At 72.8% G+C, this 25858-nt stretch carries 25 protein-coding genes and 1 riboswitch; of the genes, 18 read left to right on the top strand and 7 right to left on the bottom strand.

The annotated features are described in order from the left end of the window. Positions 1 to 17: 17 nt before the first annotated feature. The 6 genes from E5083_RS25465 (at position 18) to E5083_RS25440 (ending at position 6326) form a co-directional block, all read left to right on the top strand. A complete protein-coding gene (locus tag E5083_RS25465; protein ID WP_030810550.1) occupies positions 18 to 470 on the top strand; it encodes an Lrp/AsnC family transcriptional regulator in 453 nt (150 codons plus the stop codon). Positions 471 to 576: 106 nt separating this feature from the next. Further along, complete coding sequence (locus E5083_RS25460; protein ID WP_135788039.1) at positions 577 to 2781, top strand: sensor histidine kinase; 2205 nt, start codon at positions 577 to 579, stop codon at positions 2779 to 2781. Then, positions 2771 to 3208, top strand: a complete 438-nt coding sequence (locus E5083_RS25455) for a roadblock/LC7 domain-containing protein (protein WP_135788038.1) — start codon at positions 2771 to 2773, stop codon at positions 3206 to 3208. The genes E5083_RS25460 and E5083_RS25455 overlap by 11 nt, the downstream gene beginning before the upstream one ends. Before the next feature lie 6 nt (positions 3209 to 3214). Next, positions 3215 to 3595 carry a DUF742 domain-containing protein gene (locus tag E5083_RS25450; protein ID WP_244317655.1) on the top strand — a complete coding sequence of 127 codons (381 nt, stop codon included), beginning with the start codon at positions 3215 to 3217 and terminating at the stop codon, positions 3593 to 3595. A 184-nt stretch (positions 3596 to 3779) separates the two neighbouring features. Continuing rightward, a complete protein-coding gene (locus E5083_RS25445) occupies positions 3780 to 4574 on the top strand; it encodes a carbon-nitrogen hydrolase family protein (protein WP_135788037.1) in 795 nt (264 codons plus the stop codon). Between the two features lie 54 nt (positions 4575 to 4628). Continuing rightward, on the top strand, positions 4629 to 6326 hold the full coding sequence (locus E5083_RS25440; protein ID WP_135788036.1) for a flavin monoamine oxidase family protein: 1698 nt from the start codon (positions 4629 to 4631) through the stop codon (positions 6324 to 6326). A 36-nt stretch (positions 6327 to 6362) separates the two neighbouring features. On the opposite strand, the gene E5083_RS25435 is transcribed toward E5083_RS25440, so the two are convergent. From E5083_RS25435 to E5083_RS25425, 3 genes are all read right to left on the bottom strand, one after another. After that, positions 6363 to 7295 carry an LLM class F420-dependent oxidoreductase gene (locus E5083_RS25435; protein ID WP_135788035.1) on the bottom strand — a complete coding sequence of 311 codons (933 nt, stop codon included), beginning with the start codon at positions 7293 to 7295 and terminating at the stop codon, positions 6363 to 6365. 92 nt (positions 7296 to 7387) lie between these two features. Continuing rightward, on the bottom strand, positions 7388 to 8074 hold the full coding sequence (locus tag E5083_RS25430; protein ID WP_135788034.1) for a DUF5995 family protein: 687 nt from the start codon (positions 8072 to 8074) through the stop codon (positions 7388 to 7390). An 89-nt stretch (positions 8075 to 8163) separates the two neighbouring features. Continuing rightward, the gene (locus E5083_RS25425; RefSeq protein ID WP_135788033.1) at positions 8164 to 9567 is read right to left on the bottom strand and encodes a uracil-xanthine permease family protein; all 1404 of its coding nucleotides are present in this window, start codon (positions 9565 to 9567) and stop codon (positions 8164 to 8166) included. A gap of 220 nt (positions 9568 to 9787) precedes the next feature. Between E5083_RS25425 and E5083_RS25420 the strand changes: the two genes are divergently transcribed. Beyond that, entirely contained in the window at positions 9788 to 10246 is a 459-nt protein-coding gene (locus tag E5083_RS25420) for an acyl-CoA thioesterase (protein WP_135788032.1), read from the top strand. Here the strand turns inward: E5083_RS25420 and E5083_RS25415 are convergent. Further along, complete coding sequence (locus tag E5083_RS25415) at positions 10206 to 11417, bottom strand: MFS transporter (protein ID WP_135788031.1); 1212 nt, start codon at positions 11415 to 11417, stop codon at positions 10206 to 10208. The two genes, E5083_RS25420 and E5083_RS25415, sit on opposite strands and share 41 nt — an antisense overlap. A gap of 121 nt (positions 11418 to 11538) precedes the next feature. Between E5083_RS25415 and E5083_RS25410 the strand changes: the two genes are divergently transcribed. After that, positions 11539 to 12726 (top strand): ROK family transcriptional regulator, encoded by a 1188-nt coding sequence (locus tag E5083_RS25410; RefSeq protein WP_135788030.1) that lies wholly within the window; start codon positions 11539 to 11541, stop codon positions 12724 to 12726. Positions 12727 to 12813: 87 nt separating this feature from the next. Here E5083_RS25410 and E5083_RS25405 read toward each other — a convergent pair whose 3' ends face one another. After that, entirely contained in the window at positions 12814 to 13554 is a 741-nt protein-coding gene (locus E5083_RS25405) for an SDR family oxidoreductase (protein ID WP_135788029.1), read from the bottom strand. A 317-nt stretch (positions 13555 to 13871) separates the two neighbouring features. After that, positions 13872 to 14002, top strand: a riboswitch (FMN riboswitch). Between the two features lie 154 nt (positions 14003 to 14156). Here E5083_RS25405 and E5083_RS25400 point away from each other — a divergent pair. The 9 genes from E5083_RS25400 to E5083_RS25360 all read left to right on the top strand — a co-directional run bounded on the left by E5083_RS25400 (position 14157) and on the right by E5083_RS25360 (position 21679). After that, complete coding sequence (locus E5083_RS25400) at positions 14157 to 14762, top strand: riboflavin synthase (protein WP_135788028.1); 606 nt, start codon at positions 14157 to 14159, stop codon at positions 14760 to 14762. Next, entirely contained in the window at positions 14759 to 15400 is a 642-nt protein-coding gene (locus E5083_RS25395) for a nicotinamide mononucleotide transporter family protein (RefSeq protein WP_135788027.1), read from the top strand. The genes E5083_RS25400 and E5083_RS25395 overlap by 4 nt, the downstream gene beginning before the upstream one ends. Then, positions 15397 to 16722, top strand: a complete 1326-nt coding sequence (locus tag E5083_RS25390; protein ID WP_135788026.1) for a bifunctional 3,4-dihydroxy-2-butanone-4-phosphate synthase/GTP cyclohydrolase II — start codon at positions 15397 to 15399, stop codon at positions 16720 to 16722. The genes E5083_RS25395 and E5083_RS25390 overlap by 4 nt, the downstream gene beginning before the upstream one ends. A 22-nt stretch (positions 16723 to 16744) precedes the next feature. Continuing rightward, positions 16745 to 17233 carry a 6,7-dimethyl-8-ribityllumazine synthase gene (gene ribH, locus E5083_RS25385; protein ID WP_135788025.1) on the top strand — a complete coding sequence of 163 codons (489 nt, stop codon included), beginning with the start codon at positions 16745 to 16747 and terminating at the stop codon, positions 17231 to 17233. Between the two features lie 34 nt (positions 17234 to 17267). After that, a complete protein-coding gene (locus E5083_RS25380) occupies positions 17268 to 17540 on the top strand; it encodes a phosphoribosyl-ATP diphosphatase (protein ID WP_020117406.1) in 273 nt (90 codons plus the stop codon). Between the two features lie 71 nt (positions 17541 to 17611). Continuing rightward, positions 17612 to 18460 carry an ATP phosphoribosyltransferase gene (gene hisG, locus E5083_RS25375; RefSeq protein WP_135788024.1) on the top strand — a complete coding sequence of 283 codons (849 nt, stop codon included), beginning with the start codon at positions 17612 to 17614 and terminating at the stop codon, positions 18458 to 18460. Positions 18461 to 18475: 15 nt separating this feature from the next. Continuing rightward, positions 18476 to 18946 carry a PH domain-containing protein gene (locus E5083_RS25370; RefSeq protein WP_135788023.1) on the top strand — a complete coding sequence of 157 codons (471 nt, stop codon included), beginning with the start codon at positions 18476 to 18478 and terminating at the stop codon, positions 18944 to 18946. A 283-nt stretch (positions 18947 to 19229) separates the two neighbouring features. Then, positions 19230 to 20564, top strand: coding sequence for a hemolysin family protein (locus E5083_RS25365; protein ID WP_135788022.1), 1335 nt, complete (start codon positions 19230 to 19232; stop codon positions 20562 to 20564). After that, positions 20561 to 21679 (top strand): hemolysin family protein, encoded by a 1119-nt coding sequence (locus E5083_RS25360; protein WP_135788021.1) that lies wholly within the window; start codon positions 20561 to 20563, stop codon positions 21677 to 21679. The genes E5083_RS25365 and E5083_RS25360 overlap by 4 nt, the downstream gene beginning before the upstream one ends. Before the next feature lie 40 nt (positions 21680 to 21719). On the opposite strand, the gene E5083_RS25355 is transcribed toward E5083_RS25360, so the two are convergent. Further along, the gene (locus tag E5083_RS25355) at positions 21720 to 23582 is read right to left on the bottom strand and encodes an AAA family ATPase (RefSeq protein WP_135788295.1); all 1863 of its coding nucleotides are present in this window, start codon (positions 23580 to 23582) and stop codon (positions 21720 to 21722) included. A gap of 455 nt (positions 23583 to 24037) precedes the next feature. Then, positions 24038 to 24508: a uridine kinase family protein gene (locus E5083_RS25350; protein WP_341869885.1), complete on the bottom strand. Its 471-nt coding sequence runs from the start codon at positions 24506 to 24508 to the stop codon at positions 24038 to 24040. Between the two features lie 393 nt (positions 24509 to 24901). On the opposite strand from E5083_RS25350, the gene E5083_RS25345 reads away from it, so the two are divergent. After that, the gene (locus E5083_RS25345; protein WP_031180216.1) at positions 24902 to 25858 is read left to right on the top strand and encodes a hypothetical protein; all 957 of its coding nucleotides are present in this window, start codon (positions 24902 to 24904) and stop codon (positions 25856 to 25858) included.

Below are 25858 nucleotides of genomic sequence, written 5' to 3'. Positions count from 1 at the left end.
GAAGTGAACCACCCCCTGTGCTGAACGATCTCGACGAACGCATCGTGCACGCCCTCGCCGAGGACGCCCGCCGCTCCTACGCGGACATCGGGCAACTGGTCGGCCTGTCCGCGCCCGCCGTGAAGCGGCGCGTGGACCGGCTGCGGGCCACCGGAGCCATCACCGGGTTCACCGTCCGGGTGGACCCGGCGGCCCTCGGCTGGGAGACCGAGGGGTACATCGAGATCTACTGCCGCAGCAACACCTCGCCGGAGACCATCCTGCGCGGGCTCGAGCGCTACCAGGAGGTGGTGGCCGCGTCCACCGTCACCGGGGACGCGGACGCCATCGCCCAGGTCTTCGCCTCCGACATGCGGCACTTCGAGCGGGTGCTGGAGCGGATCGCCGGGGAGCCCTTCGTGGAGCGGACCAAGTCGGTGCTGGTGCTCTCCCCGCTGCTGCGCCGCTTCTCCTCGGGCGCGCCGGGCTGACCGCCCTTGCCGGGGACCGGGCTACCTACGGTAACCATTGCGCTCCCCGGAGCGGTCCCGTAGGTTGTCCGGCACTTTCTACCGACTGGTAACCGGCAGGTGATCCATGCGTTGGCCCGTCTGCCGTCCCCGTACCGTCCGCGCCCGCATCATCGCCCTCGCCCTGGCCCCGGCCCTCGCGCTGACCGCGCTGTGGAGCTTCGCGATGGTCTCCGTCACCGGCGAGTTACGGGCCCTGATCCGGCTCCAGGGGGTCTACGAGGACTACGGCACCCCCGTGGACACCGCGATCGGGCAGATCCAGATCGAGCGCCGCATGACCGCCGCCCACCTCGGCGACCCGCGCGCCAGCGCACCGGCGGCCGCCCTCCTCGCCCAGCAGCGCCGCACCGACCGCGCGGTCACCGCGATGCGCCGCGCCCTTTCGAGCGGCGACCGCGACCGGCTCACCGGCCGGCAGCGCCGGGCCCTGGACGCCATGGTCACCGCCACCGGGAAGCTGGAGGCTTTGCGCCGGGACGTGCTGTCCCGGCGGATCGGCTGGGACAAGGCCGTCACCGAGTACAGCGCCCTGGTCGAACCCGGCTTCGCCGTCGAGTCCGCGCTCACCGCCCTCCAGGCCGGACAGCTCGCCCGCGAGTCCCAGACCGTCATCGAACTGGTCCGGGTGCGCGAGTTCGTCTCCCGCGAGGACGCCCTGGTCGCCGGGGCACGGGCCGCCGGCACCCTCACCCCGGCCGAGTACGCCCTGCTCACCGCCACCATCGAGGACCGCCGCCTCTTCGAGCGGACCTACGCGCCCGACCTGCCCGCCGACTCCCGCGCGCTGTACGAGGAGTTCCGCGACGGCGGCCCGCACCGGGCGCTGGAAAGCGCCGAGGACGCGCTGCTCGCCGCCGGGGCCGGCGGTGCGGATCAGGCGGTGGCCGCCGACACCTGGCGGTCGGTCGCGGACCGGGCCGTGCACAGCTACATGCGGCTGTGCTCCAGCGCCGCCGAGCACTCCGCCGCACGCGGACGGGCCTTCGCCTACCGGGAGTTGACCAAGGCGGCGGTCGTCGGTGCGGCCGGGCTGGCCGTCGCGGGACTCTCCCTGTGGCTCGCGGTACGCGGTGCCCGGCGCGTCTCCCGGCGGCTGGAGAACCTCCGCGACGCGGCCGACCTGCTCAGCACCCGTCAACTCCCGGACGTGATGCGCCGGTTGAGCGCGGGGGAGCGGGTCGACGCGGCCGCCGAGGCGCCGCCGCTGGCCGCCGACGAGGGGTGCGACGACGAGATCGGCCAGGTCGGCCGCTCCTTCAACACCGCCCGGCTGGCCGCCGTCGAGGCCGCCGTCCATCAAGCCGCCCTGCGCCGGGGGCTGTCGGCGGTCCTGCTCAACATCGCCCGCCGCAACCAGGCGCTCGTGCACCGGCAGTTGAAGCTGGTCGACACCCTGGAGCGGCGCACCGACGACCCCGACGTGCTGCGCGAGCTGTTCCGGATCGACCACCTCACCACCCGGATGCGCCGCCACGCGGAGAGCCTGATCATCCTCTCCGGCGCCGCACCCGGCCGCCGCTGGCGCGGGCCCGTACCCGTCGCGGACGTGGTCGCCTCGGCGGTGAGCGAGATCGAGGCGTACGCCCGCGTGGTGGTGCCGCCGATGCCGGACGACGGGATCGCGGCGGACGCCGTCGCCGACCTGGTGCACCTGCTGGCCGAACTCCTGGAGAACGCCACCCTGTTCTCGCCCCCGCACACCGAGGTCACCCTGCGCACCGAGCACGAGGACGGCCACCTCGTGCTCCGCGTGGACGACCGGGGCCTCGGCCTGGACGCCGCACAGCGCGACGAAGCGACACGCACCCTGCGCGACCCCGACGCCTTCGACCCCACCCGACACGACCGGCTCGGCCTGTACGTGGTCGGCCGCCTCGCCGCCCGGCACGGCATCGAGGTCGGCCTCGGGGAATCCCCCTACGGGGGCACGACCGCCACCGTGCTGATCCCCGCCGGGGTGCTGGCGACCGTCGAGCCCGCGGCAGCCCGCCCGGCCCCCGCACCGCCGAGCCCCCGCAGACCGGTGCGCACGCCCGTCCAGGTGTCTCCCGGCACCGCCGCCCTGCCCACCCGCACCCGGCAGGCGTCCCTCGCCCCCGAACTCCGCGCCGACCCGCCGCCCGCCGACGACACCCCGCTCGGCGCGGCCGACCCCGAGGAGATGCGGGCCCTGTTCGCCGCCTTCCAGCGGGGCCTGAGCGACGGCCGCAACGGCATTCCCGCCGACGTCAACGCCGACGAAGGGACGGACACCGACGATGTACGGTGACGATCTGAACCCGGAGAACCCGGCCGTGCCCGAGGGCGCGCCCGGTACCGACCTGGGCTGGCTGCTCGACGACCTCGTCGCGCGCACCGAGCACGTCCGCCAGGCCGTGCTCCTGACCGCCGACGGGCTGCCGCTCAGCAGCTCCGACGGCATGCGCCGCCGCGACATCGAGCACCTGTCCGCCGTCTGCTCGGGCCTCCAGGGGCTCGCCGGCTCGGCGGGGGACCGGTTCGCCGCCGGGGAGGTCCGGCAGACCATGGTCATGCTGGAGGACGCCTACCTCTTCATCACCCCCGCCGGGCACGGCAGCCGGCTCGCCGTGCTGTGCGAGGCCCGCACCGACGTGGGGCAGCTCGCCCACGAGATGACCCTTCTCGTCCGCCGCCTCGGCCGCCACCTGGACGCCGCGGCCCGCTCGGCGCCGTGACCGGCGGTGGACGAGGAGTACTGGTACGAGGAGGACACCGGGGCGATGGTCCGCCCCTACACCGTCACCCGTGGCCGCACCCGGCCCTCGGCGCGGCTGGCCATCGACCTGATGTCACGGGTCACGGCCCTGGAGCCCGGCCCGGACGGTCCCGGTGTCGACCACGCCCGCGCGGCGCTGCTCGGCCATGTCCGGCGCGGCCCGCGCCCGGTCGTCGAGCTGGCGGCCGACGCCGATCTGCCGCTCACCGTGGTCCGCGTACTCCTCGGTGACCTGGCCGAACAGGGACTGATCCGCATCGACGCGCCCCGCCGCCTCCCGGTCCACGAGGGCACCGCCGACCCCGAGCTGCTGCGCGAGATCGTGCGCAGGCTGCGCGAGCTGTAGCCGTTTTCTACGCGCGTGCATCCGTGGCACGCGCAACGAATCGCCGTCCGGGGGCCTCTCGACGCAACGAACCGCGCACCGGCGCGCAACGGGTGCTTCTTGTCCGGGTGAGCGCGCCGACCGTACCGTCTTACTGGCTTCCCGATGCCCCCCGAATCCCCCTTTTTCCCGGTGAGGAACACCCATGCGCACCGCCCTGCTCCAGAGCTCTGGCCGCCCCGGTTCCGTCGCCGAGAACCTCAAGGTCCTCGACGAGGCCGCGGGCCGCGCCGCCGGGGCGGGCGCCGGGCTGCTGGCCGCACCGGAGATGTTCCTGACCGGGTACGCGATCGGCGGCGAGATCCCGCACCTCGCCGAGCCCGCCGACGGCGACTCGGCCGACGCCGTCGCCGACATCGCCACCCGGCACGGCCTCGCCATCGCCTACGGCTACCCCGAGCGCGACGGCGACACCGTCTACAACTCCGCCCAGATCATCTCGGCCGAGGGCGCCAGGCTCGCCAACTACCGCAAGACCCACCTCTTCGGCTGCTTCGAGCGCGACCACTTCACGCCGGGCGAGCGGCAGGTCGTCCAGACCGAGCTGAACGGCCTCACCGTGGGCCTGCTGATCTGCTACGACGTCGAGTTCCCGGAGAACGTCCGGGCCCACGCGCTGGCCGGCACCGACCTGCTGATCGTGCCGACCGCGCAGATGCACCCGTACCAGTTCGTGCCGGAGTCGATGATCCCGGTGCGGGCCTTCGAGAACCAGATGTACGTGGCCTACGTCAACCGGGTCGGCCAGGAAGGGGAGTTCGAGTTCGTCGGGCTCACCACGCTGGCCGGGCCCGACGGGGTGGCCCGCGTCCGCGCCGGGCGCGCCTCGGCCGAGCTGGTGTTCGCCGATGCCGACCCCGCCTTCCTGGCCGCCTCCCGCGAGGCCAACCCGTACCTGAACGACCGCCGCCCCGGTCTGTACGGCTCGCTCACCGCCTGAACCTCCCCCCCCCACAGTTCGTCGCAGTACTTCCGCGCAAGGAGTCCGTACCCCATGACGTCCACGGTGCCCAACGCCGTCGAGCACGCCGACGAGCAGCAGCCGCCGATCACCATGTTCGGCCCGGACTTCCCCTACGCCTACGACGACTTCCTCGCCCACCCGGCGGGGCTCGGCCAGATACCGGCGACCGAGCACGGCACCGAGGTCGCCGTCATCGGCGGCGGTCTGTCCGGCATCGTCGCCGCCTACGAGCTGATGAAGATGGGCCTCAAGCCCGTCGTCTACGAGGCCGACCAGCTCGGCGGCCGGCTGCGGACCGTCGGGTTCGAGGGCTGCGACGAGTCGCTGACCGCCGAGATGGGCGCGATGCGCTTCCCGCCGTCCTCCACGGCCCTCCAGCATTACATCGACCTCGTCGGCCTGCACACCCGGCCCTTCCCCAACCCGCTGGCCGAGGGCACGCCGTCCACTGTCGTGGACCTCAAGGGCGAGTCGCACTACGCGGAGACGGTCGAGGACCTGCCCCAGGTCTACCGGGACGTCGCCGCCGCGTGGGGCAAGTGCCTGGAGGAGGGTGCCGACTTCTCCGACATGAACCGCGCCATGCGCGAGCGTGACGTGCCGCGCATCCGCGAGATCTGGGCGAAGCTGGTCGAGAAGCTCGACAACCAGACCTTCTACGGCTTCCTCTGCGACTCCGAGGCGTTCAAGTCCTTCCGGCACCGGGAGATCTTCGGCCAGGTCGGCTTCGGCACCGGCGGCTGGGACACCGACTTCCCCAACTCCATCCTGGAGATCCTGCGCGTCGTCTACACGGAGGCCGACGACCACCACCGGGGCATCGTCGGCGGCTCCCAGCAGCTGCCGCTGCGGATGTGGGAGCGCGAGCCGGAGAAGATCGTCCACTGGCCCTACGGCACCTCGCTGGCGTCCCTGCACGTCGGCGGCGAGCCCCGCCCGGCCGTGACCCGGCTGAACCGCACCTCCGGCAACCGGATCACGGTCACCGACGCGAACGGCGACATCCGGACCTACCAGGCGGCCATCTTCACCGCCCAGTCCTGGATGCTGCTCTCCAAGATCGCCTGCGACGACTCGCTCTTCCCGATCGACCACTGGACCGCGATCGAGCGCACGCACTACATGGAGTCCAGCAAGCTCTTCGTGCCCGTGGACCGGCCCTTCTGGCTGGACAAGGACGAGGAGACCGGCCGGGACGTCATGTCGATGACGCTCACCGACCGGATGACGCGCGGCACCTATCTGCTGGACGAGGGCCCGGACAAGCCCGCCGTCATCTGCCTCTCCTACACCTGGTGCGACGACAGCCTGAAGTGGCTGCCGCTGTCCGCGAACGAGCGGATGGAGGTCATGCTCAAGTCGCTCGGCGAGATCTACCCGAAGGTCGACATCCGGAAGCACATCATCGGCAACCCGGTGACCGTCTCCTGGGAGAACGAGCCCTACTTCATGGGCGCGTTCAAGGCCAACCTGCCGGGCCACTACCGCTACCAGCGCCGCCTGTTCACGCACTTCATGCAGGACCGGCTGCCCGAGGACAAGCGGGGCGTCTTCCTCGCCGGTGACGACATCTCCTGGACGGCCGGCTGGGCCGAGGGCGCGGTCCAGACCGCGCTGAACGCGGTCTGGGGCGTCATGCGGCACTTCGGCGGCGAGACCGACCCGACCAACCCGGGCCCCGGCGACGTGTACGACGAGATCGCACCCGTCGAGCTGCCCGAGGACTGAGCCGGAGGGCTGGAGCGGGCGCGGGTGGCCCGGGGTTCAGACCCCGGCCGCCCGCGCCTTCTCGTACAGCTCGGCGGCGGTGTCCTTCAGTTCGGCCGCGTCCCGTGCCTCGCTCTGGACGTCGAGGAGTATCTCCGCGTCCGGGACGATGCCGGTGTGCGCCGCGACGTCGGCCGCGATCTGGTCGGTGTCGCCCTCGAACAGCGGGCGGTCCGCGGCGGTGTTCGGCTTCGCGGCCACGCGCGCGTTGACCCGGATGACCGTACGGACGGGTTCCGTGCGACCGGCCTCCTCGGCCAGTTCCCGCAGGTCGCGCCACTGGGCGGCGAGCTGCTCGGGGCCGTAGGCGCCCGGCAGCCAGCCGTCGGCCCGCTCCACCAGCCGCCGCATCGCCCGCCGGTTGGTCGCCGCCAGCAGGACCGGGATCGGCCGCACCGGCTTCGGGCCGACGACCGCCGAGGCGATGTCGGTGGTCTTGCCGTGATGGACGACCGGATCGGGACCCCACACGGCCCGGCACACCGCGATCACCTCGTCCAGCGCCGTGCCGCGCTCCTCGAAGGGGAGCACCCCCGAGGCCGCGTACTCGTCCAGGGACCAGCCCGTGCCGAAGCCCGCGATCACCCGCCCGCCGCTCACCGCGTCCAGCGTGGCCAGCGACTTGGCGAGCTGGAAGGGGAGGTGCAGCGGAGCGACCAGCACGCTGGAGCCCAGCTCGGCCCGCGAGGTCGCGGTGGCGGCCAGGGTGAGGGTGACCAGGGGGTCGGCCACACCCCGGTAGTAGTCCGGCCAGGGCGCACCCGGTATGCCGTAGAGCCCCTGGGTGGCGGGCTCCGGGACCAGGGCCCGCTCGAAGACCCACAGGCTGTCGTAACCGATCTCCTCGGCGGCGCGTGCCACGTCGGGCACGTCCCTGCCGAGGTCGTACTGGCGCATCTGGGGAAGGCCGAGGCCGAGCCTGGTCGTCATACCGGTGCTCCTTCGCGTCGGGATGCCTCTTCAACGCGCGGCCCTCGCCCGGCTGTTCCGTAAGTCACCCGATGGAGTGACTTCAGGCCACCTCAGTCACCCAGCGGTGTGAGCAGCATCCGCCCCGCGAAGCCGACCGCCGCGTCCAGCCGGGTCGTGAACTCCTCGGCCATGTCGCCGCAGCGGCGCAGCGCCCACAGGACCCGGGCCGCCGACCAGGTGGCGTCGCGGGCCCGCTCCAGGCTCCACGCGCCCAGCAGATGCGTGATCGGGTCGGCGATCTGGAGCAGGTCGGGACCCGGCATCAGATCCTCGCGGATGCGCTCCTCCAGCTCGGCCAGCAGCTCGCCGACCCGGTCGAACTCGTCCTCCAGCTCGGCCGGCGCGCACCCCAGCGCCCGGCAGGTGTCGACCACGGCGAGCGCGAGGTCGTGCCCGATGTGCGCGTTGATCCCCGCGAGCGCGAACTGCAGCGGCCGCACGCCGGGATGGCGGCGGAGCTGGAACAGCGGGCGCCAGCAGGCGGGCGGACGGCGGTCGTCCTCCACCGCGTCCACGGCCGCGAGGTACCGCTCCGCGAACCGGACGTCCAGCGCGGCCGCCGCGCACGCGTCCGGGAACTCCCCGGCGTCCAGCCGCCGGTCCACCTCCTCGGTGACGCTGAGGTAGACCCGGTTGAACACCGCGACCCCGTCCCGCTCGGGCAGCGCCGCGTCGAGCGCGCGCATCCGGGTCAGGACGGCGTCGACGGGGGTGGTGGTATATCGCGGCAGCACCATGGGGGAAGGGTGGCAGCCGCGCACCGGCCGGTGGGCCGACCGGCCCGGTGCTTCGCCGGAACGAGCGAACGCCGGGCCGGACCGCGCTCCTACGGCTGGTCGGGCCGGGCCGGGTTCTCCCCCGACTCGTCGTACTTCGAGGTGCCTTCGTCCAGCAGCGGTTCCTGCGTCTTCAGGTGGGCCGGGGCGAAGGCGCGCAGGGCGTGGTAGCCGGTGATGACGACCAGGGTGCCCAGCGCGATGCCGCTCAGCGAGAAGGTGTCGGTGAACTTCATGGTGACGTTGCCGACGCCGATGATGATGCCCGCGGCCGCCGGGACCAGGTTCAGCGGATTGCGCAGGTCCACCTTGCCGTGCAGCCAGATCTGCGCGCCGAGCAGGCCGATCATGCCGTACAGGATGACGGTGATGCCGCCGAGGACACCGCCGGGGATCGCGGCCACGACCGCGCCGAACTTGGGGCAGACGCCGAACAGCAGGGCGAAGCAGGCGGCGGCCCAGTAGGCGGCCGTGGAGTAGACCCGGGTCGCGGCCATCACGCCGATGTTCTCGGAGTACGTGGTGTTCGGCGGGCCGCCCACCGCCGTGGACAGCACCGAGGCGACGCCGTCCGCCGAGATCGCGGTGCCGAGCTTGTCGTCCAGGGAGTCGCCGGTCATCTCGCCGACCGCCTTGACGTGGCCCGCGTTCTCCGCGACCAGCGCGATCACCACGGGCAGCGCGACCAGGATCGCCGACCACTGGAACGTCGGCCCGTGGAAGGTCGGCAGCCCGATCCAGTCCGCCTTGGAGACGCCGGAGAGGTCCAGACGCCAGTGGTCGGTGACCTTGCCGCTCGCGTCCGCCGAGTGGATCTTGCCGAGGGTCAGGTCGAAGATCCAGGAGATCAGGTAGCCGAAGACCAGGCCCAGGAAGATGGCGATGCGCGACCAGAATCCGCGCAGGCAGACCACGGCCAGACCGGTGAACAGCATCACCAGCAGCGCCGTCCACTGGTCCTGCGGCCAGTACGTCGTCGCGGTGACCGGCGCCAGGTTGAAGCCGATCAGCATGACCACGGCGCCCGTGACGATCGGCGGCATCGCGGCGTGGATGATCCGCGCGCCGAACTTCTGCACCGCGAGACCCACCAGGAACAACGCCACGCCGACCACGAGGATCGCGCCGGTCACGGTCGCGCTGCTGCCGCCGTCCGCGCGGATCACCGCGGCGACACCCACGAAGGACAGCGAGCAGCCCAGGTAGCTGGGGACCCGGCCGCGCGTGGCGAGCAGGAAGATCACCGTCGCCACACCCGACATCATGATCGCCAGGTTGGGGTCCAGGCCCATGAGCACGGGGGCGACGAAGGAGGCGCCGAACATCGCCACGACGTGCTGGGCGCCCAGGCCCACCGTGCGCGGCCAGGTCAGCCGCTCGTCGGGGCGCACCACCGCTCCGGGTGCGGGACTCTTCCCGTCACCGTGCAGCTTCCATCGCACGCCGAGGTCCATGGTGGGGTTTCGCTTTCTCTGTACTGAAGAGGGTCCGCACCATTGTCAGGGGTCCGAAGGTGCGCTTCGCGCCCGCGGTGCCTCTCGCGCGCCGGGAACGGGTGTCCGGGGACCCCGTCCTGACCAGGGGAGTTCCCTCCGAGTGGTCCTGAGCGGTCGCTTAGTATGGTGGGGTCCGGGGGCGCGCCGCCCCGCCCATCGTGTCCCAGGAGCCCCGCCCGTGACCGCCGAAGCGCCGACCGCCCCCACCGTCCCGTACGGCCAACTCGTCCCCGTCGCCGTGCACTTCGACGACCTGGACGCGCTCGGGCTGCTGCACAACGCCCGGTACCCGCTGCTGGTCGAGCGGGCCTGGACCGAGCTGTGGAACGCCCGCGGGGTCCGCTTCGACGGCGACTGGGCGACGGCCGGCGACGCCTGCAACGCGGTCCGCGAACTCGTCATCGGCTATGAGGCGCCCGTCACCCGCCCCGGCGCCTACGCCGTCCACCTCTGGCTGGAGCGGCTCGGCACCACCGGCCTCACCTACGGCTTCCGGCTCTGCTCGGCCGACGGCGCCACGACCTACGCGCGCGGCACCCGCGTCCTGGTCCGGCTGGACGCGGACACGCTGCGGCCCGCGCCCTGGAGCGAGGGCTTCAGGCAGGCGGGCCGGGAACTGCTGCGGCCTGCCGGCTGACCTCGCCGCCCCCGCGCTCGGCGGTGCGCAGCACGCCCGCGAACCCGGCCAGCGCGCAGGCCAGCACGGTCACCACGACGAACGACACGGTCAGGCTGGTCGCCTGCGCCACCCCGCCGATCAGGCTCGGCGCCACCAGCCCCGAGGTGTAGGTGATGGTGGCCACGCCCGCGATGGCCTGGCTCGGGTTGGGTCCCGAGTGCCCGGCGGCCGCGAAGCACAGCGGGACGACCACCGCGATGCCGAGGCCCATCAGGGCGAAGCCGGTCATGGCCAGCGGGGGCCGGTCCGCGAGGACCACCAGCAGACCGCCCACCCCGGCGAGCAGGCCGCCCGACCGGACCGTGCGCACCGCGCCGAAGCGGTTCACCACCGCGTCCCCGGCGATCCGGGCGATGGCCATGGTCAGCATGAACCCGGTCGTGGTGGCCGCCGCGAGACCCGGCGAGCCGTCGAGGCGGTCCCGCAGGAACACCGCCGACCAGTCCAGGCTCGCCCCCTCCGCGAACACCGCGCAGAAGCCGACCGCGCCGATCAGCAGGGCCGAGCGGGGCGGCAGCGCGAACCTCGGCGGCGGCTCCTCGTCCTCGGCGGGCTGCACGTCCAGCACCCAGGCGCAGGCCAGCTGGCCCAGCAGGGTGAGTACGGCGGCGGCCAGCAGATGGTGCAGCCGGGCGTCCGAGCCGAGATGCGCGGCCAGCGTGCCCGCCGCCGAGCCGATCAGCGCGCCGGTGCTCCACATGCCGTGCAGCCCCGACATGATCGACTTGCCGAGCAGCCGCTCGACCTCCACCCCGAGCGCGTTCATCACCACGTCCGCCATGCCGGAGGCGGCGCCGTAGGCGAACATCCCCAGGCACAGCGTGAGCAGGTTCGGCGCCAGCGAGGGCAGCACCAGCGAGAGCGTCCACAGCGCGAGCAGCCCGCGCAGGGCCGTACGGCTGCCGAAGCGGTGGCTGATCCGGCCCGCCAGCGGCATCGCCACGGAGGCACCGAGCGCGGTGAAGGCCAGCGCGAACCCGAGCTGGCCCGCGCTGAGACCGGCGTGGTCCTGAATCCAGGGCACGCGGGTGGCGAACGAACCCGTCACCGCGCCGTGCACGGCGAACACGGCGGCCACGGCGTACCGGGCACGCCTGACCTCCCCGGCCGGCCGGCTCACGTCACCCATTTTCACGTCCCTCCCCAGGGAGTCGCCCGCTGTACCGTCCTCGGCACCCGCGCAAACTATCAGGGACCCTGCCTGATAGATAGAGTGCGTCCAGCGGCCCGTCTCTGGGAGGATTCCCGTCATGCCCGCATCACCGAGCACCGCACGGGCCATCAACGACCGGCTCGCCCTGCGGCTGTTGCAGCAGGAGGGCCCGCTGACGGCGGGACAGCTCAAGCAGCTCACCGGACTGTCCCGGCCCACCGTGAGCGACCTCGTCGAGCGCCTCACCGTCTCCGGTCTGATCCGGGTGGTGGGGGAGTCGGGCGAGCAGCGCCGGGGCCCCAACGCCCGGCTGTACGGGATCGCCGCCGACCGCGCCCACCTGGCCGCGCTCGACGTGCGCACCGGGGGAGTGCTGGTGCTGGTCTCCGACCTGGTGGGGCGGGTGCTCGCGGAGGTGGCGGTGCCCATCGACGCCGGGAGCGGTACCGGACCCGCCGTCGAGCAGGCGGTCGCGGCCGTGGAGGAGGCGGCGCGGAAGGCGGGCCCGGACGCGTGGGCGGGGCTGCACACCGTGGGCATCGGCGCGCCCGGTCTGGTCGACCCCGCCAGCGGCGACCTGCGCGACTCCAGCGGGCTGCCCGCCTGGCACCGCAGTCTGGTCGCCGCCCTTCAGTGGCGGTTGCCGAAGGCACGGGTCACCGTCGAGAACGAGACCAACCTCGCGGCCCTCGCCGAGCAGCGCGAGGGCGCCGCCCGCGACCGGGACACCTTCGTGCTGCTGTGGCTCGGGCACGGGGTCGGCGCCGCCGTCGTCCTCGACGGCCGCCTGCGCCGGGGCGCCTCCGGCGGTACCGGCGAGATCGGCTTCCTGCCCGTCCCCGGCACCGGCTCGCTGCCCTCCGCGACCGACTGCGACGGCGGCTTCCACGCCCTGGCGGGCGCCGCCGCGATCAGTGCCCTCGCCCGCGAGCACGGCCTGGCGGCCGAAGGCCCGCCGGACGGACCGGGCGCGGCACGGCTGGTCGCCCAGGCGGTGACCGCCGGGGACGGCCCCGCCGCCCGCTTCCTCGACACCCTGGCCGACCGCCTCGCCATCGGCACCGCCGCCGTGACCGCCATCCTCGATCCCGGCTGCGTGGTCCTCGGCGGCGAGGTCGGCCAGGCCGGCGGTGAGGCCCTCGCGGCACGGGTCGGCGCCCGCCTGAAGCGCATGTCCCCCCTGTCCACCGAGGTCCGCCCCGGCACCCTCGGCGGCACGGCCGTCCTGCGCGGCGCCCTCCTGACGGCCCGCGACCGCGCCCAGGACGAACTGTTCGCGCCCTAGGACTCAGTCGCGCCTCGGGGCCACCGCGCGCCCGGCACCGGTCTTGCACCCCTCCGCTTCCGGCGCCCGGCAACCCCGGCCCTCCGCTCAGCCGAACCGGCGTGCCAGGTACTCCTCGAACGTGCCCTTCCCCACCGCCTGTTCCGGGGCGAGGTGACCGCCCGCGCGGAAGGCGCCGTACGTCCGGCCGAACAGGGGAACCTCCAGGAGGCGGCGCCGCCGGCCCGTGGCGTTCAGGTAGGCGCGGGCCAGGGAGGGGACCGAGCGGACCTCGAGGCCGCCCATGTCGGGGACGCGGCCCGAGGGAGTCGTGAGGGCCAACTCCGCGAGACGGTCGGCGACTTCGGAGACCTCCACCGGCTGGTCGGACAGGGCGGCCGGGAGGAGGGCCAGCGGAGGCGCGGTGAGTTTGCTCAGGAAGGTGACCATCAGGTCGTGGAACTGGGTCGCGCGCAGCACGGTCCAGCCGAGACCCGACTCCTCGATCCGCCGCTCCACCGCGAGCTTGGCCCGGTAGTAGGGCAGCGGTACCCGGTCCACGCCGACGATGGAGATGTACACCAGGTGGGCCACTCCGGCCCGCCGCGCGGCCGCGATCAGATGGCCCGCGGCCTTCTCGTCGCCGCCGTTGGGCGAGCTGGCGCAGTGCACCACGGTGTCCACTCCGGCCAGCGCCGCGTCCAGCGCGGGCCCGCCCTTGCGGAGATCGACCGCGTACGGCTCGCTGTGCCGGCTGAGCGCCCGTACCTCGTGGCCGTCCGCCCGGAGTCTCTCCGTCACCAGCCGGCCGAGTGTGCCGGTGCCGCCCGTCACCAGGATCGTGGTCATGCCGCTCGCCTTCCCGAAGGTCCGGGGCGGCCCGTTCGGCACGCCCCATGGCCTAGGACGGCTGCGCCCCGGCGGATGTGACATGCGGCTGGGGTGACCCGGCGGCGGGCAAGGGCCTTCGTCACCGCCGCCGGGTCCGGTCGCACCATAAAAGGACTAGACCACTCCGGTCAATAGGTCCGGACCAAGCTCAATTCCCTTGTGATGCGGGGATGTTGTGCAGGGCATTCACCCGTGCGATGCCCTTGTGAGGCAGCCCACACCGGTCCCCTGTATGGCCGACCGGCGGGCGTGGCAGACTTGCGGTGTACCAGAAGCAGCGCACTCCGGGGTCGGTGAAAGTCCGAACCGGCGGTTACAGTCCGCGACCCGGTCGCTTCCAGCGGCCGGTTGACCAGGTGAAATTCCTGGACCGACGGTTAAAGTCCGGATGGGAGGCAGTGCGCGGCGGGCGGGCATCACCATGCGCGCCGCCGTATCAGGTCTCGTCCCTCGGGACGGGTCCCTCTCGGCGTCGTCACCCGGTGCATCCCCCTCGTCCATGCCGTCGTCATCGACCGGCCCCCGGAGTCCGTGCCCGAAGAGGCAGGAGGACCGGGGACGTGTTCACCGGAATCGTGGAAGAGCTGGGCGAGGTCACCGCCGTCGAGAACCTCGGCGACGCCTCCCGTTTCCGGCTCCGTGGCCCCGTCGTCACCGAAGGCGCGCGGCACGGGGACTCCATCGCCGTCAACGGCGTCTGTCTCACCGTGGTCGACCACGAGGGTGACGAGTTCACCGCCGACGTGATGGCCGAGACCCTCAAACGCTCCAGCCTCGGCGCCCTCGCCGTCGGCTCCCGCGTCAACCTCGAACGCCCCACCGCCGTCGGCGCGCGCCTGGGCGGCCACATCGTGCAGGGACACGTCGACGGCTCCGGCGAGGTGCTCGCCCGTACCCCGTCCGAGCACTGGGAGATCGTCAAGATCTCGCTGCCCGCCGCCCTCTCCCGCTATGTCGTGGAGAAGGGCTCCATCACGGTCGACGGCATCAGCCTCACCGTGGTCGAAGCGGGCCCCGACTTCTTCACCGTCAGCCTCATCCCCACCACGCTCGCCCTGACCACGCTCGGCCACAAGCAGCCCGGCGACCCGGTCAACCTCGAGGTCGACGTCATCGCCAAGTACGTCGAGCGGCTGCTCGCGGCCGGACAGGAGGCAGGGGCGTGAACTCGCTCAACACCGAGGCGTTCACCCTGTTCGGCCAGCACATCCTCTGGTCGGACATGATCGGCAACCTCTTCGGCCTGGCCGCCCTCGCGCTCGGCTGGCGCCGGTCCCTCATCACCTGGCCGGTCCAGCTCGTCTCCGGCCTGATCCTCTTCGCCGCCTTCTACGGCCACCTCGCCGGCAGCGCGGGCAAGCAGGTCGTCGTCATGGCCGTCGCCGTCTACGGCTTCTGGCAGTGGAGCCGCAGCCGCGGCAAGGCCGCCGACGGCCACATCGCCCCCCGCTTCGCCACCTGGCGCGAACGCGCCGCCATGATCGCGGCGGCCGCCGCCGGCACCGTCGCCGTCGCGCTGCTCTTCACCGCGTACCCGTCCCTGTCCTGGGACCCCTGGCCGGACGCCTACATCTTCGTCGGCACCATCGTCGCCATGTACGCCCAGGCCAAGGGCATGGTCGAGTTCTGGTTCGCCTGGCTGCTCGTCGACGTCGTCGGCGTCCCGCTCAACTTCGCCAACGGTTACGCCTTCTCCGGCTTCGTCTACGTGATCTACGGCGCGCTCGTCCTGTGGGGCATGCGCGACTGGTGGCTGCGCTCCCGCGAGAACGCGCGGCCCGTCCTGGAAGGAACGCCCGCATGACCTCGGCACCCCCGCTGCACCCCGCTGACAGCATCGAAGACCTCCGCCTCGACCCCGTCGAGCAGGCCGTCGCCGACATCGCCGCGGGCCGGCCCGTGGTGGTCGTCGACGACGAGGACCGGGAGAACGAGGGCGACCTCGTCATCGCCGCCGAGAAGGTCACCCCCGAGATCGTCGCCTTCATGATGAGCGAGTGCCGGGGCCTGATCTGCGCCCCCATGGAGGGCGCCGAACTCGACCGGCTGAAGCTGCCGCAGATGGTCGAGGACAACACCGAGTCGATGAAGACCGCGTTCACCGTCTCCGTGGACGCCTCGCCCGCGCACGGCGTGACCACCGGCATCTCCGCCACCGACCGCGCCACCACCCTCAACCTGCTGGCGAGCGGCACCGCGCGGCCCACCGACCTGGTGCGCCCCGGCCACATCTTCCCGCTGCGCGCCCGCGAGGGCGGCGTCCTGGTCCGCGACGGCCACACCGAGGCCGCCGTCGACCTCGCCCGGCTCGCCGGACTGCGCCCCGCCGGAGCCATCGTGGAGATCGCCGGCGAGGACGGCCGTATGCTGCGGCTGCCCGAGCTGATCCCGTTCGCCCGCAAGCACGGGCTGACGATCATCTCCATCGCGGACCTGGTCGCCCACCTCCGCGCCCCCGAGGCCGAGGCCGACCGCGAGCAGACCGTGGCAGCCGTCGCGCCCACCGTCCGCCGCGAGGCCGAGACCAGCCTGCCCACCCGGCACGGCACCTTCACCGCCTACGGCTACCGCGCCCCCGACGGCGTCGAGCACGTCGCCCTCGTCCACGGCGACCTCGGCGACGGCACCGGCGTCCTCGCCCGTGTCCACTCCGAGTGCCTCACCGGCGACGTCTTCGCCTCCCTGCGCTGCGACTGCGGCCCCCAGCTCGACGCCGCCCTCGCCCGCATCCACGCCGAGGGCCGGGGCGTCGTCGTCTACCTGCGCGGCCACGAGGGACGCGGCATCGGCCTGCTGTCCAAGCTGCGCGCCTACGAACTCCAGGAGCGCGGCCGGGACACCCTCGACGCCAACCTGGAACTCGGCCTGCCCGCCGACGCCCGCGACTACGCGGCCGGCGCCCAGATCCTCGCCGACCTCGGTGTGCGCGACGTCCGCCTGATGACCAACAACCCCGACAAGACCGACGCGCTCACCCGGCACGGCATCCAGGTCACCGGCCGCGAGCCGATGCCGGTCCACGCCGACGAGCACAACGTCCGGTACCTGCGCACCAAGCGCGACCGGATGGGCCACGACCTGCCCTGGCTGGACACCCCCGCCGTGTCCACCTGCGGCAACCAGTAAGCGAACAGCACGAAGGAGCAACGTGAGCGGCAAGGGTGCACCGGAGATCTCCGTACGCAGCAACGTCAGCGACCTCAGGGTCGCCGTCATCGCGGCGCAGTGGCACGAGAAGGTGATGGACGGTCTGGTGAACGGCGCCCTGCGCGCCCTGCACGACCTGGGGATCGACGAGCCGACCCTGATCAGGGTCCCCGGCAGCTTCGAACTCCCCGTCGCCGCCAAGGTATTGGCCGACCGCGGCTACCACGCCGTGGTCGCCCTCGGTGTCGTCATCCGCGGCGGCACCCCCCACTTCGACTACGTGTGCCAGGGCGTCACCCAGGGCCTCACCCAGGTCTCCGTACAGACCGGCGTCCCCGTCGGCTTCGGCGTCCTCACCTGCGACACCGAGGAGCAGGCGCTGGACCGCGCCGGCATCGAGGGCTCCAGCGAGGACAAGGGCCACGAGGCGGTCACCGCGGCCGTGGCCACGGCCGCGACGCTCCGTTCGGTCTCCGAACCCTGGCACTGAGACCCCGCCCGGACCGCGTAGGCTGAGGACCACCATGTCCAATAAGACGTTCGAGGAGCTCTTCACCGAGCTCCAGCACAAGGCAGCCAACGGCGACCCCGCCACCTCCCGCACCGCCGAACTGGTCGGCAAGGGCGTCCATGCCATCGGCAAGAAGGTCGTCGAGGAGGCCGCCGAGGTCTGGATGGCCGCCGAGTACGAGGGCAAGGAAGCAGCCGCCGAGGAGATCTCGCAGTTGCTCTACCACGTCCAGGTGATGATGGTCGCCCGCGGCATCTCGCTGGACGACGTCTACGCCCATCTGTGATCCGTCGCCCCGTACGCGCCCCCTCCGCATCACCCACCGCACCACCCCGTCACACGAAGGAAGCCGACCTCATGCTGCGCATCGCCGTCCCCAACAAGGGTTCCCTGTCCGGACCTGCGGGGGACATGCTGCATGAGGCCGGCTACCGGCAGCGGCGGGAGTCCAAGGAACTGCGCACCGTGGACCCGGTGAACGAGGTCGAGTTCTTCTACCTCCGCCCCCGGGACATCGCGATCTACGTCTCCTCCGGGCAGCTCGACATCGGCATCACCGGCCGGGACCTGCTGATCGACTCCGGCGCCGGCGCCGAGGAGATCCTCCCGCTCGGCTTCGCCCGCTCCACCTTCCACTTCGCCGCCCGCCCCGGCACCTTCGCCGGCACCGCCGACCTCAAGGGCCGCACGGTCGCCACCTCCTACGAGGGCATCGTCGCCCGCCACCTCGCGGACAACGCCATCGACGCCTCCGTGGTCCACCTCGACGGCGCGGTGGAGACCGCCATCGAGCTGGGCGTGGCCGAGATCATCGCCGACGTGGTGGAGACCGGCACCTCGCTGCGCAACGCCGGGCTCGAGGTCTTCGGCGAGCCCATCATGACGTCCGAGGCCGTCGTCATCCGCCGCACCGGCGCCGACACCGACGAGCCCAAGGTCCAGCAGTTCCTCCGCCGCCTCCAGGGCGTCCTGGTCGCGCGGACCTACGTGATGATGGACTACGACTGCCGCGTGGAGCAGCTCGAGAAGGCCGTCGCGCTCACGCCGGGCCTGGAGTCCCCGACCGTCTCCCCGCTGCACAACGAGGGCTGGGTCGCCGTGCGCGCCATGGTCCCCACCAAGGACGCGCAGCGGATCATGGACGACCTCTACGCCATCGGGGCCCGGGCCATCCTGACCACGGCCATCCACGCCTGCCGTCTCTGAGGAACCGCGAGTCAGATGTCCGAGCTGCCCCAGCCCCCCGCCCAGCCCGCCCTCCCGGTCACCTTCCGGCCGGAACGCACGCGGGTGATCCTGCTCACCGCCGGACTGGCGATCTTCGTGGTCGTCGCCGCCGTCGCCTTCCTGCTGGACATGGGGCCGGGGGAGCGCCTCAGCTTCATCGTCACCGGCGCCCTGATGGCCTGGGTGCTGGCCCGGCTGGCGCGGGTGAAGGTCGTCGCGGACGAGTCCGGCGTCACGGTCGTCAACATCGCGGGCAGCCGCAAGCTGGCCTGGGCCGAGATCGTCGGGGTCAACCTGCGTCCGGGTGACCCCTGGGTGTTCCTCGACCTCAGCGACGGCACCAGCCTGGCCGCGCTCGGCATCCAGCCCGGCGTCGCCAAGCAGCGCGCCATCGCCGACGCGCGGAGCCTGCGCACTCTGGTGGAGCAGCAGGCGCCGCGCGATCCCGAGTTCCCCCGGAGCTGAGGCCCCGAGCGGCCTCAGGGGCCCCTCGGGGTCCCGGATCGGGGACCATTCAGGGGCGGTCACCCTTGCCGCACCTGCCCCGGTCTTGACTAATCTGTTGGCGGAGGCGTTTTTCCACACGCCTCCGCCTCCGTCGTGCCACGCCCGGCGCGCGGAGGTTTTCCCTGCTATCCGAGGAGTGACCCTCTCCGGCGATGGACGGATCGTCCTGTAGTACCTGCGCCGCCCCCAGCCGACATACCGCGGACCACCCGGCCCGCGGGCACGCGGAGGCGGCGGCATCATGAGCATCCCCCTGCTGCTCCTCGGAGCGGCCTTCCTGCTGATCCTGGCCAACGGCTTCTTCGTGGCCGCCGAGTTCGGCCTCGTCACCGTCGAGCGCCAGGACGCCGAGCAGGCCGCGGCCGAGGGTGACAAGCGCGCCCGTACGGTCGTGGAGTCGCTGAAGGAACTCTCCTTCCAGCTCTCCGGCACCCAGCTCGGCATCACCATCACCTCACTCGTCGTCGGCATGCTCGCCGAACCGGCCCTCGCGGACCTGCTCGGCGGCCCCCTCGGCGCGCTCGGCGTCCCCGAGGGCGCGGCCTCCGGCATCGCGGTGGTGGTCGGCATGCTGCTGGCCTCCGCGATCCAGATGGTCGTCGGTGAGCTGGTCCCCAAGAACTGGGCGGTCTCCAAGCCGCTCCAGGTCGCGCGGTTCGTCGCGGGCCCGCAGCACATGTTCGCGCGGCTGTTCCGGCCGGTGATCTCCGTGCTCAACACGGTCGCCAACCGGCTGGTGCGCGCCCTGGGCGTCGAGCCCGCCGACGAGCTGGCCTCCGCCCGCACCCCCGGCGAACTGGTCTCCCTGGCCCGGCACTCCGCGCGGGCCGGCGCCCTGGAGCAGGACACGGCCGACCTGTTCGTCCGCACCCTGTCCCTCGGCGACCTGACCGCCCAGCACGTCATGACCCCGCGGGTGAAGGTCAGCGCGCTCCAGGACTCGGCCACCGCCGAGGACGTCGTCAACCTCACCCGGGCCACCGGCCTGTCCCGCTTCCCCGTCTACCGGGAGAAGATCGACGAGATCGTGGGCATGGTCCACCTCAAGGACGCCCTCGCGGTCCCGGCGGCCGAGCGCCTGCGCACCCCGGTCGCCCGGATCGCCGGCAAGGCGCTGCTGGTGCCCGAGACCCTGCCGGTGCGCCCCCTGCTGACCCGGCTGCGCAGCGAGCAGCCCATCGCGGTCGTCGTCGACGAGTACGGCGGCACCGCGGGCGTGGTCACGCTGGAGGACATCATCGAGGAACTGGTCGGCGAGGTCCGCGACGAGCACGACCACCAGGTGGTGCCCGAAGTCGCCCCCGCCCCGCCCGAGGACGGCCGCCCTGCCTGGGACGTGGACGGCGGCTGCCGTGTCGACGTCCTCACCCGCATCGGCCTGGACGCCCCCGAGGGCCCCTACGAGACCGTCGCCGGGCTCGTGGCCGACCTGCTCGGCCGTATCCCGGCCCCCGGCGACCGGGCCGAACTGCCCGGCTGGCGGCTCTCCGTGCGCCAGGTCCGCCACTACCGCGCCGAGCGGGTCCGCCTGGTCCGGACGGCGCCCGTCGCCCAGCAGACGGAGGCCGCCCGATGAGCGTCGTCCAACTCCTCTTCGCCGCGCTGCTCGTGCTCGCCAACGGATTCTTCGTCGGCGCCGAGTTCGCGCTCGTCTCCGTCCGGCGCAGCCAGATCGAGCCGGTCGGCACCGCGCGCGCCCGCCAGGTGCTGCACGGTCTGGAGCGGCTGCCGCAGATGATGGCGGCCGCCCAGTTCGGCATCACCGTCTGCTCGCTGACGCTGGGCGCGGTGGCCGAGCCGACCGTGGCCCATCTGCTGGAGCCGGTGTTCGAGGCCGTCCACATCCCCGAGGGCGCGATCCACCCGCTGGGCTATGTGATCGCGCTGGCCGCGGTGGTCTTCTTCCACCTGGTCATCGGTGAGATGGTGCCGAAGAACCTGGCCATGGCCGCGCCCGAGAAGGCCGCGCTGTGGCTCGGCCCCGGCCTGGTGTACTTCGCCCGGATCTGCAAGCCCGTCACCGTGGCGCTCGGCGCCTGCGCGCAGGGCATCCTGCGCCTGTTCCGGGTCGAGCCCAAGGACGAGGTCGAGGCCGTCGTCACCAGCGAGCAGCTCAACCGCCTGCTGGAGGACTCCGGCCAGGCCGGGCTGCTCGACCCGGAGGCGCAGGAGCGTCTCGAGGACGCGCTGGAACTGGGCTCCCGCCCGGTCACCGACGTCCTCCTCAAGCGCGAGACCCTCGTGACGGTGCCGCCCTCGGTGACGCCGGGGGAGATCGTCGAGCTGACCGCGCGCACCGGCTACTCCCGCTTCCCGGTGGCCGCCGGGACCGGCGCGTTCATGGGGTACGTGCATGTGAAGGACGTCCTCGATCTGGAGGACTCCGACCGTGCCGTGCCGCAGCACGTGTGGCGTCCGATGGCCACGATGCGGGCGGAACTCCCGCTGGACGACGCGCTGACCGTCATGCGCCGGGCCGCCACGCACCTGGCCCAGGTGGCGGACGCCTCCGGCCGGGTGCTGGGCCTGGTCGCGCTGGAGGACGCGCTGGAGCTGCTGGTGGGCGAGGTCCACGACCCGGCCCACCCGGACACCCCTCAGCCCGCGCCGAGGACGGAACCGGTGCCCGTGCGCCCGGCCCCGGCCCGGCCGCGCAAGAGCGGGGACCCGGAGCAGGCGCTCGCCACCTAGGCCGTCCCAGGCCGTCAGGCCGCTTGCGCCGCGGGGCCCGTCACATCGCCGACGGGTCCTGCGGTGCGCGCCCCGACAGCACCTCGCCGTACGCCTGCATCAGGTCCGGCAGGCGCAGGGTGGCCAGGTCCTCGCGGGAGAGGACGCCCGGACAGGTGGACAGCCGCAGATCCCGGTACGCGCAGCTCTTCTCGTACAGCGTGCGCAGGAACCGGCCGTTGCCCAGCTCGTCGATCCAGCCCTGGTCGACCACGTGCCCGGCGATGGAGCGCAGCTCCTCCACCGCCTCCTCGTCCCACGCGTCCCCGTTCTCCGCCGCCAGCACCCGGCCGATCTCGGTCAGTTCCAGCGGGCGGTACGAGGGGAAGTCCACCCGGGTGGTGAAGCGGGAGGAGAGACCGGGGTTGGCGGCCAGCAGCCGGTCCATGCCCTCGGGGTACCCGGCGAGGATCACCACCAGATGGTCCCGGTTGTCCTCGGCCCGCTTCAGCAGCACCTGGAGCGCCTCGTCGCCGTACGCGTCACCCTTGCCGTACCCGGAGTTGGAGAGCGCGTACGCCTCGTCCACGAAGAGCACGCCGCCGATGGCCGAGTCGATCAGCTCGTTCGCCTTCACCGCGGTCTGGCCCAGGTACTCGCCGACCAGGTCGGCCCGCTGGGCCTCCACCAGGTGGTCGCCGCCGAGCAGGCCGAGGGCGTAGAAGACCCGGCCGAGGATGCGGGCCACCGTCGTCTTGCCGGTGCCGGAGGGGCCGGAGAAGACGAAGTGCCGTTTCGGCGGCTGGACCGGGAGCCCCTGTCCGGCGCGCAGCCGGGCCATGTTCAACTGCGCCGAGAGCGCCTTCACCTGGCGCTTGACGGGCTCCAGGCCCACCATGCGCTCCAGTTCTTCCAGCGCCTCCTCCAGTAAGCCGGGATCGGTCGGCCCGGCCGGCAGGTTGGGGGAGGAGAGCCCGCTCTTGAGGCGGACCGCGCGGTCCGGCACCGAGGGCAGCGGGCCGGTCGGCAGGTCGGGCTCGGCGAACCTGAGGTCGCGGCCCTCGGTGCCGAACAGCGGGTCCAGGGTGTCGGGCCCGTCCATCGTGTCCTGGCCGGCGCCGGACAGGGTGACCGACGCGAAGTCGGCCGGGTCGTCGTACCCGTCGCCCTCGGCGATGGCGGCGAGCCGGGCGGAGGTGTCCATGAAGGCCGGGTCGACCCGGTGCACCGCCCGGTACAGCGGGAGCGCGGCGGCGCTGCGGCCGGTGCCCTCGTGGGCGCGGGCCAGCCAGTAGCGCAGCTCCTTGCGCTGCGGCTGCTCGCTGCGGCAGCGCATCAGGGCGGCCGAGAGCAGCGGCTCGGCCTGCCCGTACGTCTCCAGCCGGACCCGGGCCATGCCGCCGAACAGGCCCGCCTCTATGCCGAGCAGCGGGTCGTCCAGCAGCGGATCGGTGTGCCGGACCAACTGGTCCCAGTCCTTGACCAGATAGGCGCGGCAGGCGTGCAGGAACCGCACCTGCGGGTCGGTGTCCACGGGCGGCAGCCCGGCCAGCGCCCGGTCCAGCTCGGGCACATGGCGGCCGTCCAGCCAGTGCGAGGCGTGCGCCAGCAGCAGATCGCGGGGGCTCTCCAGCACCGGCTGCACCCACCAGCCCAGCCAGTACCAGGAGTTGAGGGAGCGGTGATGCCGGGCGCGCTGTTCCCCGAAGCGGTCCCGGTGCCGGAACATCCTGAGCAGCGCGGTGGTCGTGTCCACCCTGAGCGCGTGCAGCCCGAGCCAGGCGTCGGCCATCCCCGGGTCCATCCGCGCCGCGGCGCGGAACTCCTCCTCGGCCTGCGGGTAGGCGCCCATCGTGTAGGCGTCCACGCCTCGCACCCAGGCGAGGTCGGCCGGGGCCTCGGGGCCCTGCGTGCCGAAGTCCATCACGTCCCCCACGAACCGTGCCCCCCGTTGGTTGCCCCGCCGGGCAGGCGCTCGGCGGTCGCCGCGGTCGAACCGCTGTACCGCGGACCGGAGTTGCCGGTGCGCGAGGCTGCTGCCCGAAGGTCGCACCGAGGGCATCGTACCCGTGGGGGCACCGGCTGCCGAAGGGTGCCGCAAAGGGCGTTTGACGAGGTGGGAGCATGCGGGGCGCATGGGGCGCGGTCACCGAGGGTGATCAAATCGGTGCGTTCGGCGCCCCGGAACCGGCCGAGGGCAGAACGAAGCCCCCGATCACGGGGGAACAATCGGGGGCTTCGTGTCCTGGGGACGGCCCGTGAAGGGCCGTGTGTGGAGAACGTAAGACCTGTACGGGCGCCGGGTCAAGCCGAGTTGGGGCCCTGAACGAACTTCCGGGACGGCCGTCTTCACAAGTTCAGCACACAGCGGACGGCTCGTCACCCTGAGTGAGAATCCGGGTCGGGCAATCCCGGCCGGAGGGGGCTCGCGGGCCCTGGCAGCACCTTGTACCCCTCGGGTGCCGCGCGCACCAACAGGTCCGCATGGGGGCGCGAGGGGTCGCCGGCGAAGTGCGCGCGCTCCGCCTCGGTCCAGCCGTCCCAGAACGCCCGCTGGGCCTCGCCGTCCCGGCGGCGGCCGCGCGCCCAGGACTCGCGCGCGGGAAGCTCCATCCACAGCAGGGCCGCCAGATGCGGGCGCAGCTCCCGGCGCCCGGCGCCGACGCCCTCGACCAGGATCACGGGGGCGGGCGGCAGGAGGCGGGGCGGGCCGAAGGCGCGCAGGGTCCAGTCGTAGGGGGCGTACCGCGCGCTCTCGCCCCGGCCCAGGGGCTCGATGACCTGGGCGGTCAGGCGGGCTGTCCAGGAGAACAGCTCGTCGTGGGTGGCGATGTCGTCCAGGTGCAGCACCGGGGCCCCGCCGAGCGCGGCCGCCAGGTGTCCGGCGAAGGTGGACTTCCCCGAGCCCGCGTGCCCGTCGACACCGATCAGCCGGACCGGACCCAGGGACGGGGGAAGGGCGCGCAGCCGGCGGGCGAGGTCGTGAATGGCGATTCCTGAGGTGTGGTGCGGTGTGGGGGAGTTCTGCCGGAAACAGTCTAGTAGGGGGTGAAGGCGAGGTGTCCGTCGGACCGGAAAAGCGCGACTTCCCGAGGTGCCCGCTGACTCAAGGTCAATCGGTGGAGATTTTCCCCCGGAATCCGCCGACCGATATGTGAAATTCGGCGTTCCAGGTGTGTCGCCCGGTGAGTAAGGTGCGTCCTGCACAACTGCGACGCGTCGTATCGGGACGGACAGGGGAGCATGGCCGCGGAGTTATTCGAGGGGCAGTACGTCTGGCACCCGGCGGCCGACGACCGCGTCCTGGCGAGCGTATGCGTCGATGTACGGGCGGGGCGTCACCGCTACGCCTGTGAGGCCCTGGCCGAGACCCGGTCCGACTTCGCCCTGCGCGCCCACCGCTCGCTGGTGCTGGCCTCGGAGGCGGCCGGCACCGACCTGGTGGAGCGCTGGCTCGCCGAGGAACCGTCGCCCGAGGCCGCGCTGATGTGGGCCCGGGTCGCCGTGCAGCGCGCGATGCGGGCCGCCGACGCGCGCGACGAACGCGCCGAGGCGCTGGAGCGGATAGCGCTGGCCGCCTGCGAACGCGCCGCCGCCCTCGCCCCGGACGACCCCACGCCCTGGGTCGCCAAGCTGACCATGGCCCGGCTGCACCAGTTGCGCGAACCCGCACCGCAGGGCCTGCTCACCGCGCCGCCCGGCCCCTGGCGGCTGTTCGCCCACATCCTGTCCCTGGACCCCTGGCACCGCGAGGCCCACCACCGCTTCCTCTCCTTCTTCTTCACCCGGCACGGCGGCACGGTCAACGCCGCCTGGGACGTGGCCGCCTTCCTCAGCCAGCGCGCCCCCGCCGACTCCGCGCTCCGGCTGCTGCCGCTGGTCGCGCTGGTGGAGAGCTACAACCCGACCCAGTTGCTCGCCGACCGGGTCTGGGAGCAGCCGCAGTGGCGCTCCACCGCGCTGGCCGCCTACCGCAACTGGCTGCCCACGGTGGCCGGTTCCCGCTTCACCCCGGTGCTCGACCTGGCCTACCTCGCGCACGCGCTGGTCATGGGCCAGAGCGAGTTCGAGGCACGGGCGGTCTTCGCGGCGATGGGCCCGTACGCCTCCCGCATGCCCTGGAGCGCCTTCGGCGACCCCGCCGAGCAGCTCTCCCGTGCCCGGCGCGCCTGCGGGCTGCCCGTCCCCGGACCCGCCTGA

It is taken from the genome of Streptomyces bauhiniae, from assembly GCF_004784475.1.
In the GTDB taxonomy this organism is placed as follows: Bacteria; Actinomycetota; Actinomycetes; order Streptomycetales; family Streptomycetaceae; genus Streptomyces; species Streptomyces seoulensis.
This window is presented reverse-complemented; position numbering and strand designations above follow the sequence as displayed.

Excerpts from the sequence above, each read along its gene's own strand:
- hisG (WP_135788024.1), top strand. The coding sequence starts at position 17,612 with ATGCTGCGCATCGCCGTCCCCAACAAGGGTTCCCTGTCCGGACCTGCG.
- E5083_RS25445 (WP_135788037.1), top strand. The coding sequence starts at position 3,780 with ATGCGCACCGCCCTGCTCCAGAGCTCTGGCCGCCCCGGTTCCGTCGCC.
- E5083_RS25425 (WP_135788033.1), bottom strand. The coding sequence starts at position 9,567 with ATGGACCTCGGCGTGCGATGGAAGCTGCACGGTGACGGGAAGAGTCCC.
- E5083_RS25405 (WP_135788029.1), bottom strand. The coding sequence starts at position 13,554 with ATGACCACGATCCTGGTGACGGGCGGCACCGGCACACTCGGCCGGCTG.
- E5083_RS25415 (WP_135788031.1), bottom strand. The coding sequence starts at position 11,417 with ATGGGTGACGTGAGCCGGCCGGCCGGGGAGGTCAGGCGTGCCCGGTAC.
- E5083_RS25440 (WP_135788036.1), top strand. The coding sequence starts at position 4,629 with ATGACGTCCACGGTGCCCAACGCCGTCGAGCACGCCGACGAGCAGCAG.
- E5083_RS25345 (WP_031180216.1), top strand. The coding sequence starts at position 24,902 with ATGGCCGCGGAGTTATTCGAGGGGCAGTACGTCTGGCACCCGGCGGCC.
- E5083_RS25410 (WP_135788030.1), top strand. The coding sequence starts at position 11,539 with ATGCCCGCATCACCGAGCACCGCACGGGCCATCAACGACCGGCTCGCC.
- E5083_RS25455 (WP_135788038.1), top strand. The coding sequence starts at position 2,771 with ATGTACGGTGACGATCTGAACCCGGAGAACCCGGCCGTGCCCGAGGGC.
- E5083_RS25380 (WP_020117406.1), top strand. The coding sequence starts at position 17,268 with ATGTCCAATAAGACGTTCGAGGAGCTCTTCACCGAGCTCCAGCACAAG.
- E5083_RS25355 (WP_135788295.1), bottom strand. The coding sequence starts at position 23,582 with ATGGACTTCGGCACGCAGGGCCCCGAGGCCCCGGCCGACCTCGCCTGG.
- E5083_RS25360 (WP_135788021.1), top strand. The coding sequence starts at position 20,561 with ATGAGCGTCGTCCAACTCCTCTTCGCCGCGCTGCTCGTGCTCGCCAAC.
- E5083_RS25370 (WP_135788023.1), top strand. The coding sequence starts at position 18,476 with ATGTCCGAGCTGCCCCAGCCCCCCGCCCAGCCCGCCCTCCCGGTCACC.
- E5083_RS25390 (WP_135788026.1), top strand. The coding sequence starts at position 15,397 with ATGACCTCGGCACCCCCGCTGCACCCCGCTGACAGCATCGAAGACCTC.
- E5083_RS25460 (WP_135788039.1), top strand. The coding sequence starts at position 577 with ATGCGTTGGCCCGTCTGCCGTCCCCGTACCGTCCGCGCCCGCATCATC.
- E5083_RS25365 (WP_135788022.1), top strand. The coding sequence starts at position 19,230 with ATGAGCATCCCCCTGCTGCTCCTCGGAGCGGCCTTCCTGCTGATCCTG.
- E5083_RS25435 (WP_135788035.1), bottom strand. The coding sequence starts at position 7,295 with ATGACGACCAGGCTCGGCCTCGGCCTTCCCCAGATGCGCCAGTACGAC.
- E5083_RS25430 (WP_135788034.1), bottom strand. The coding sequence starts at position 8,074 with ATGGTGCTGCCGCGATATACCACCACCCCCGTCGACGCCGTCCTGACC.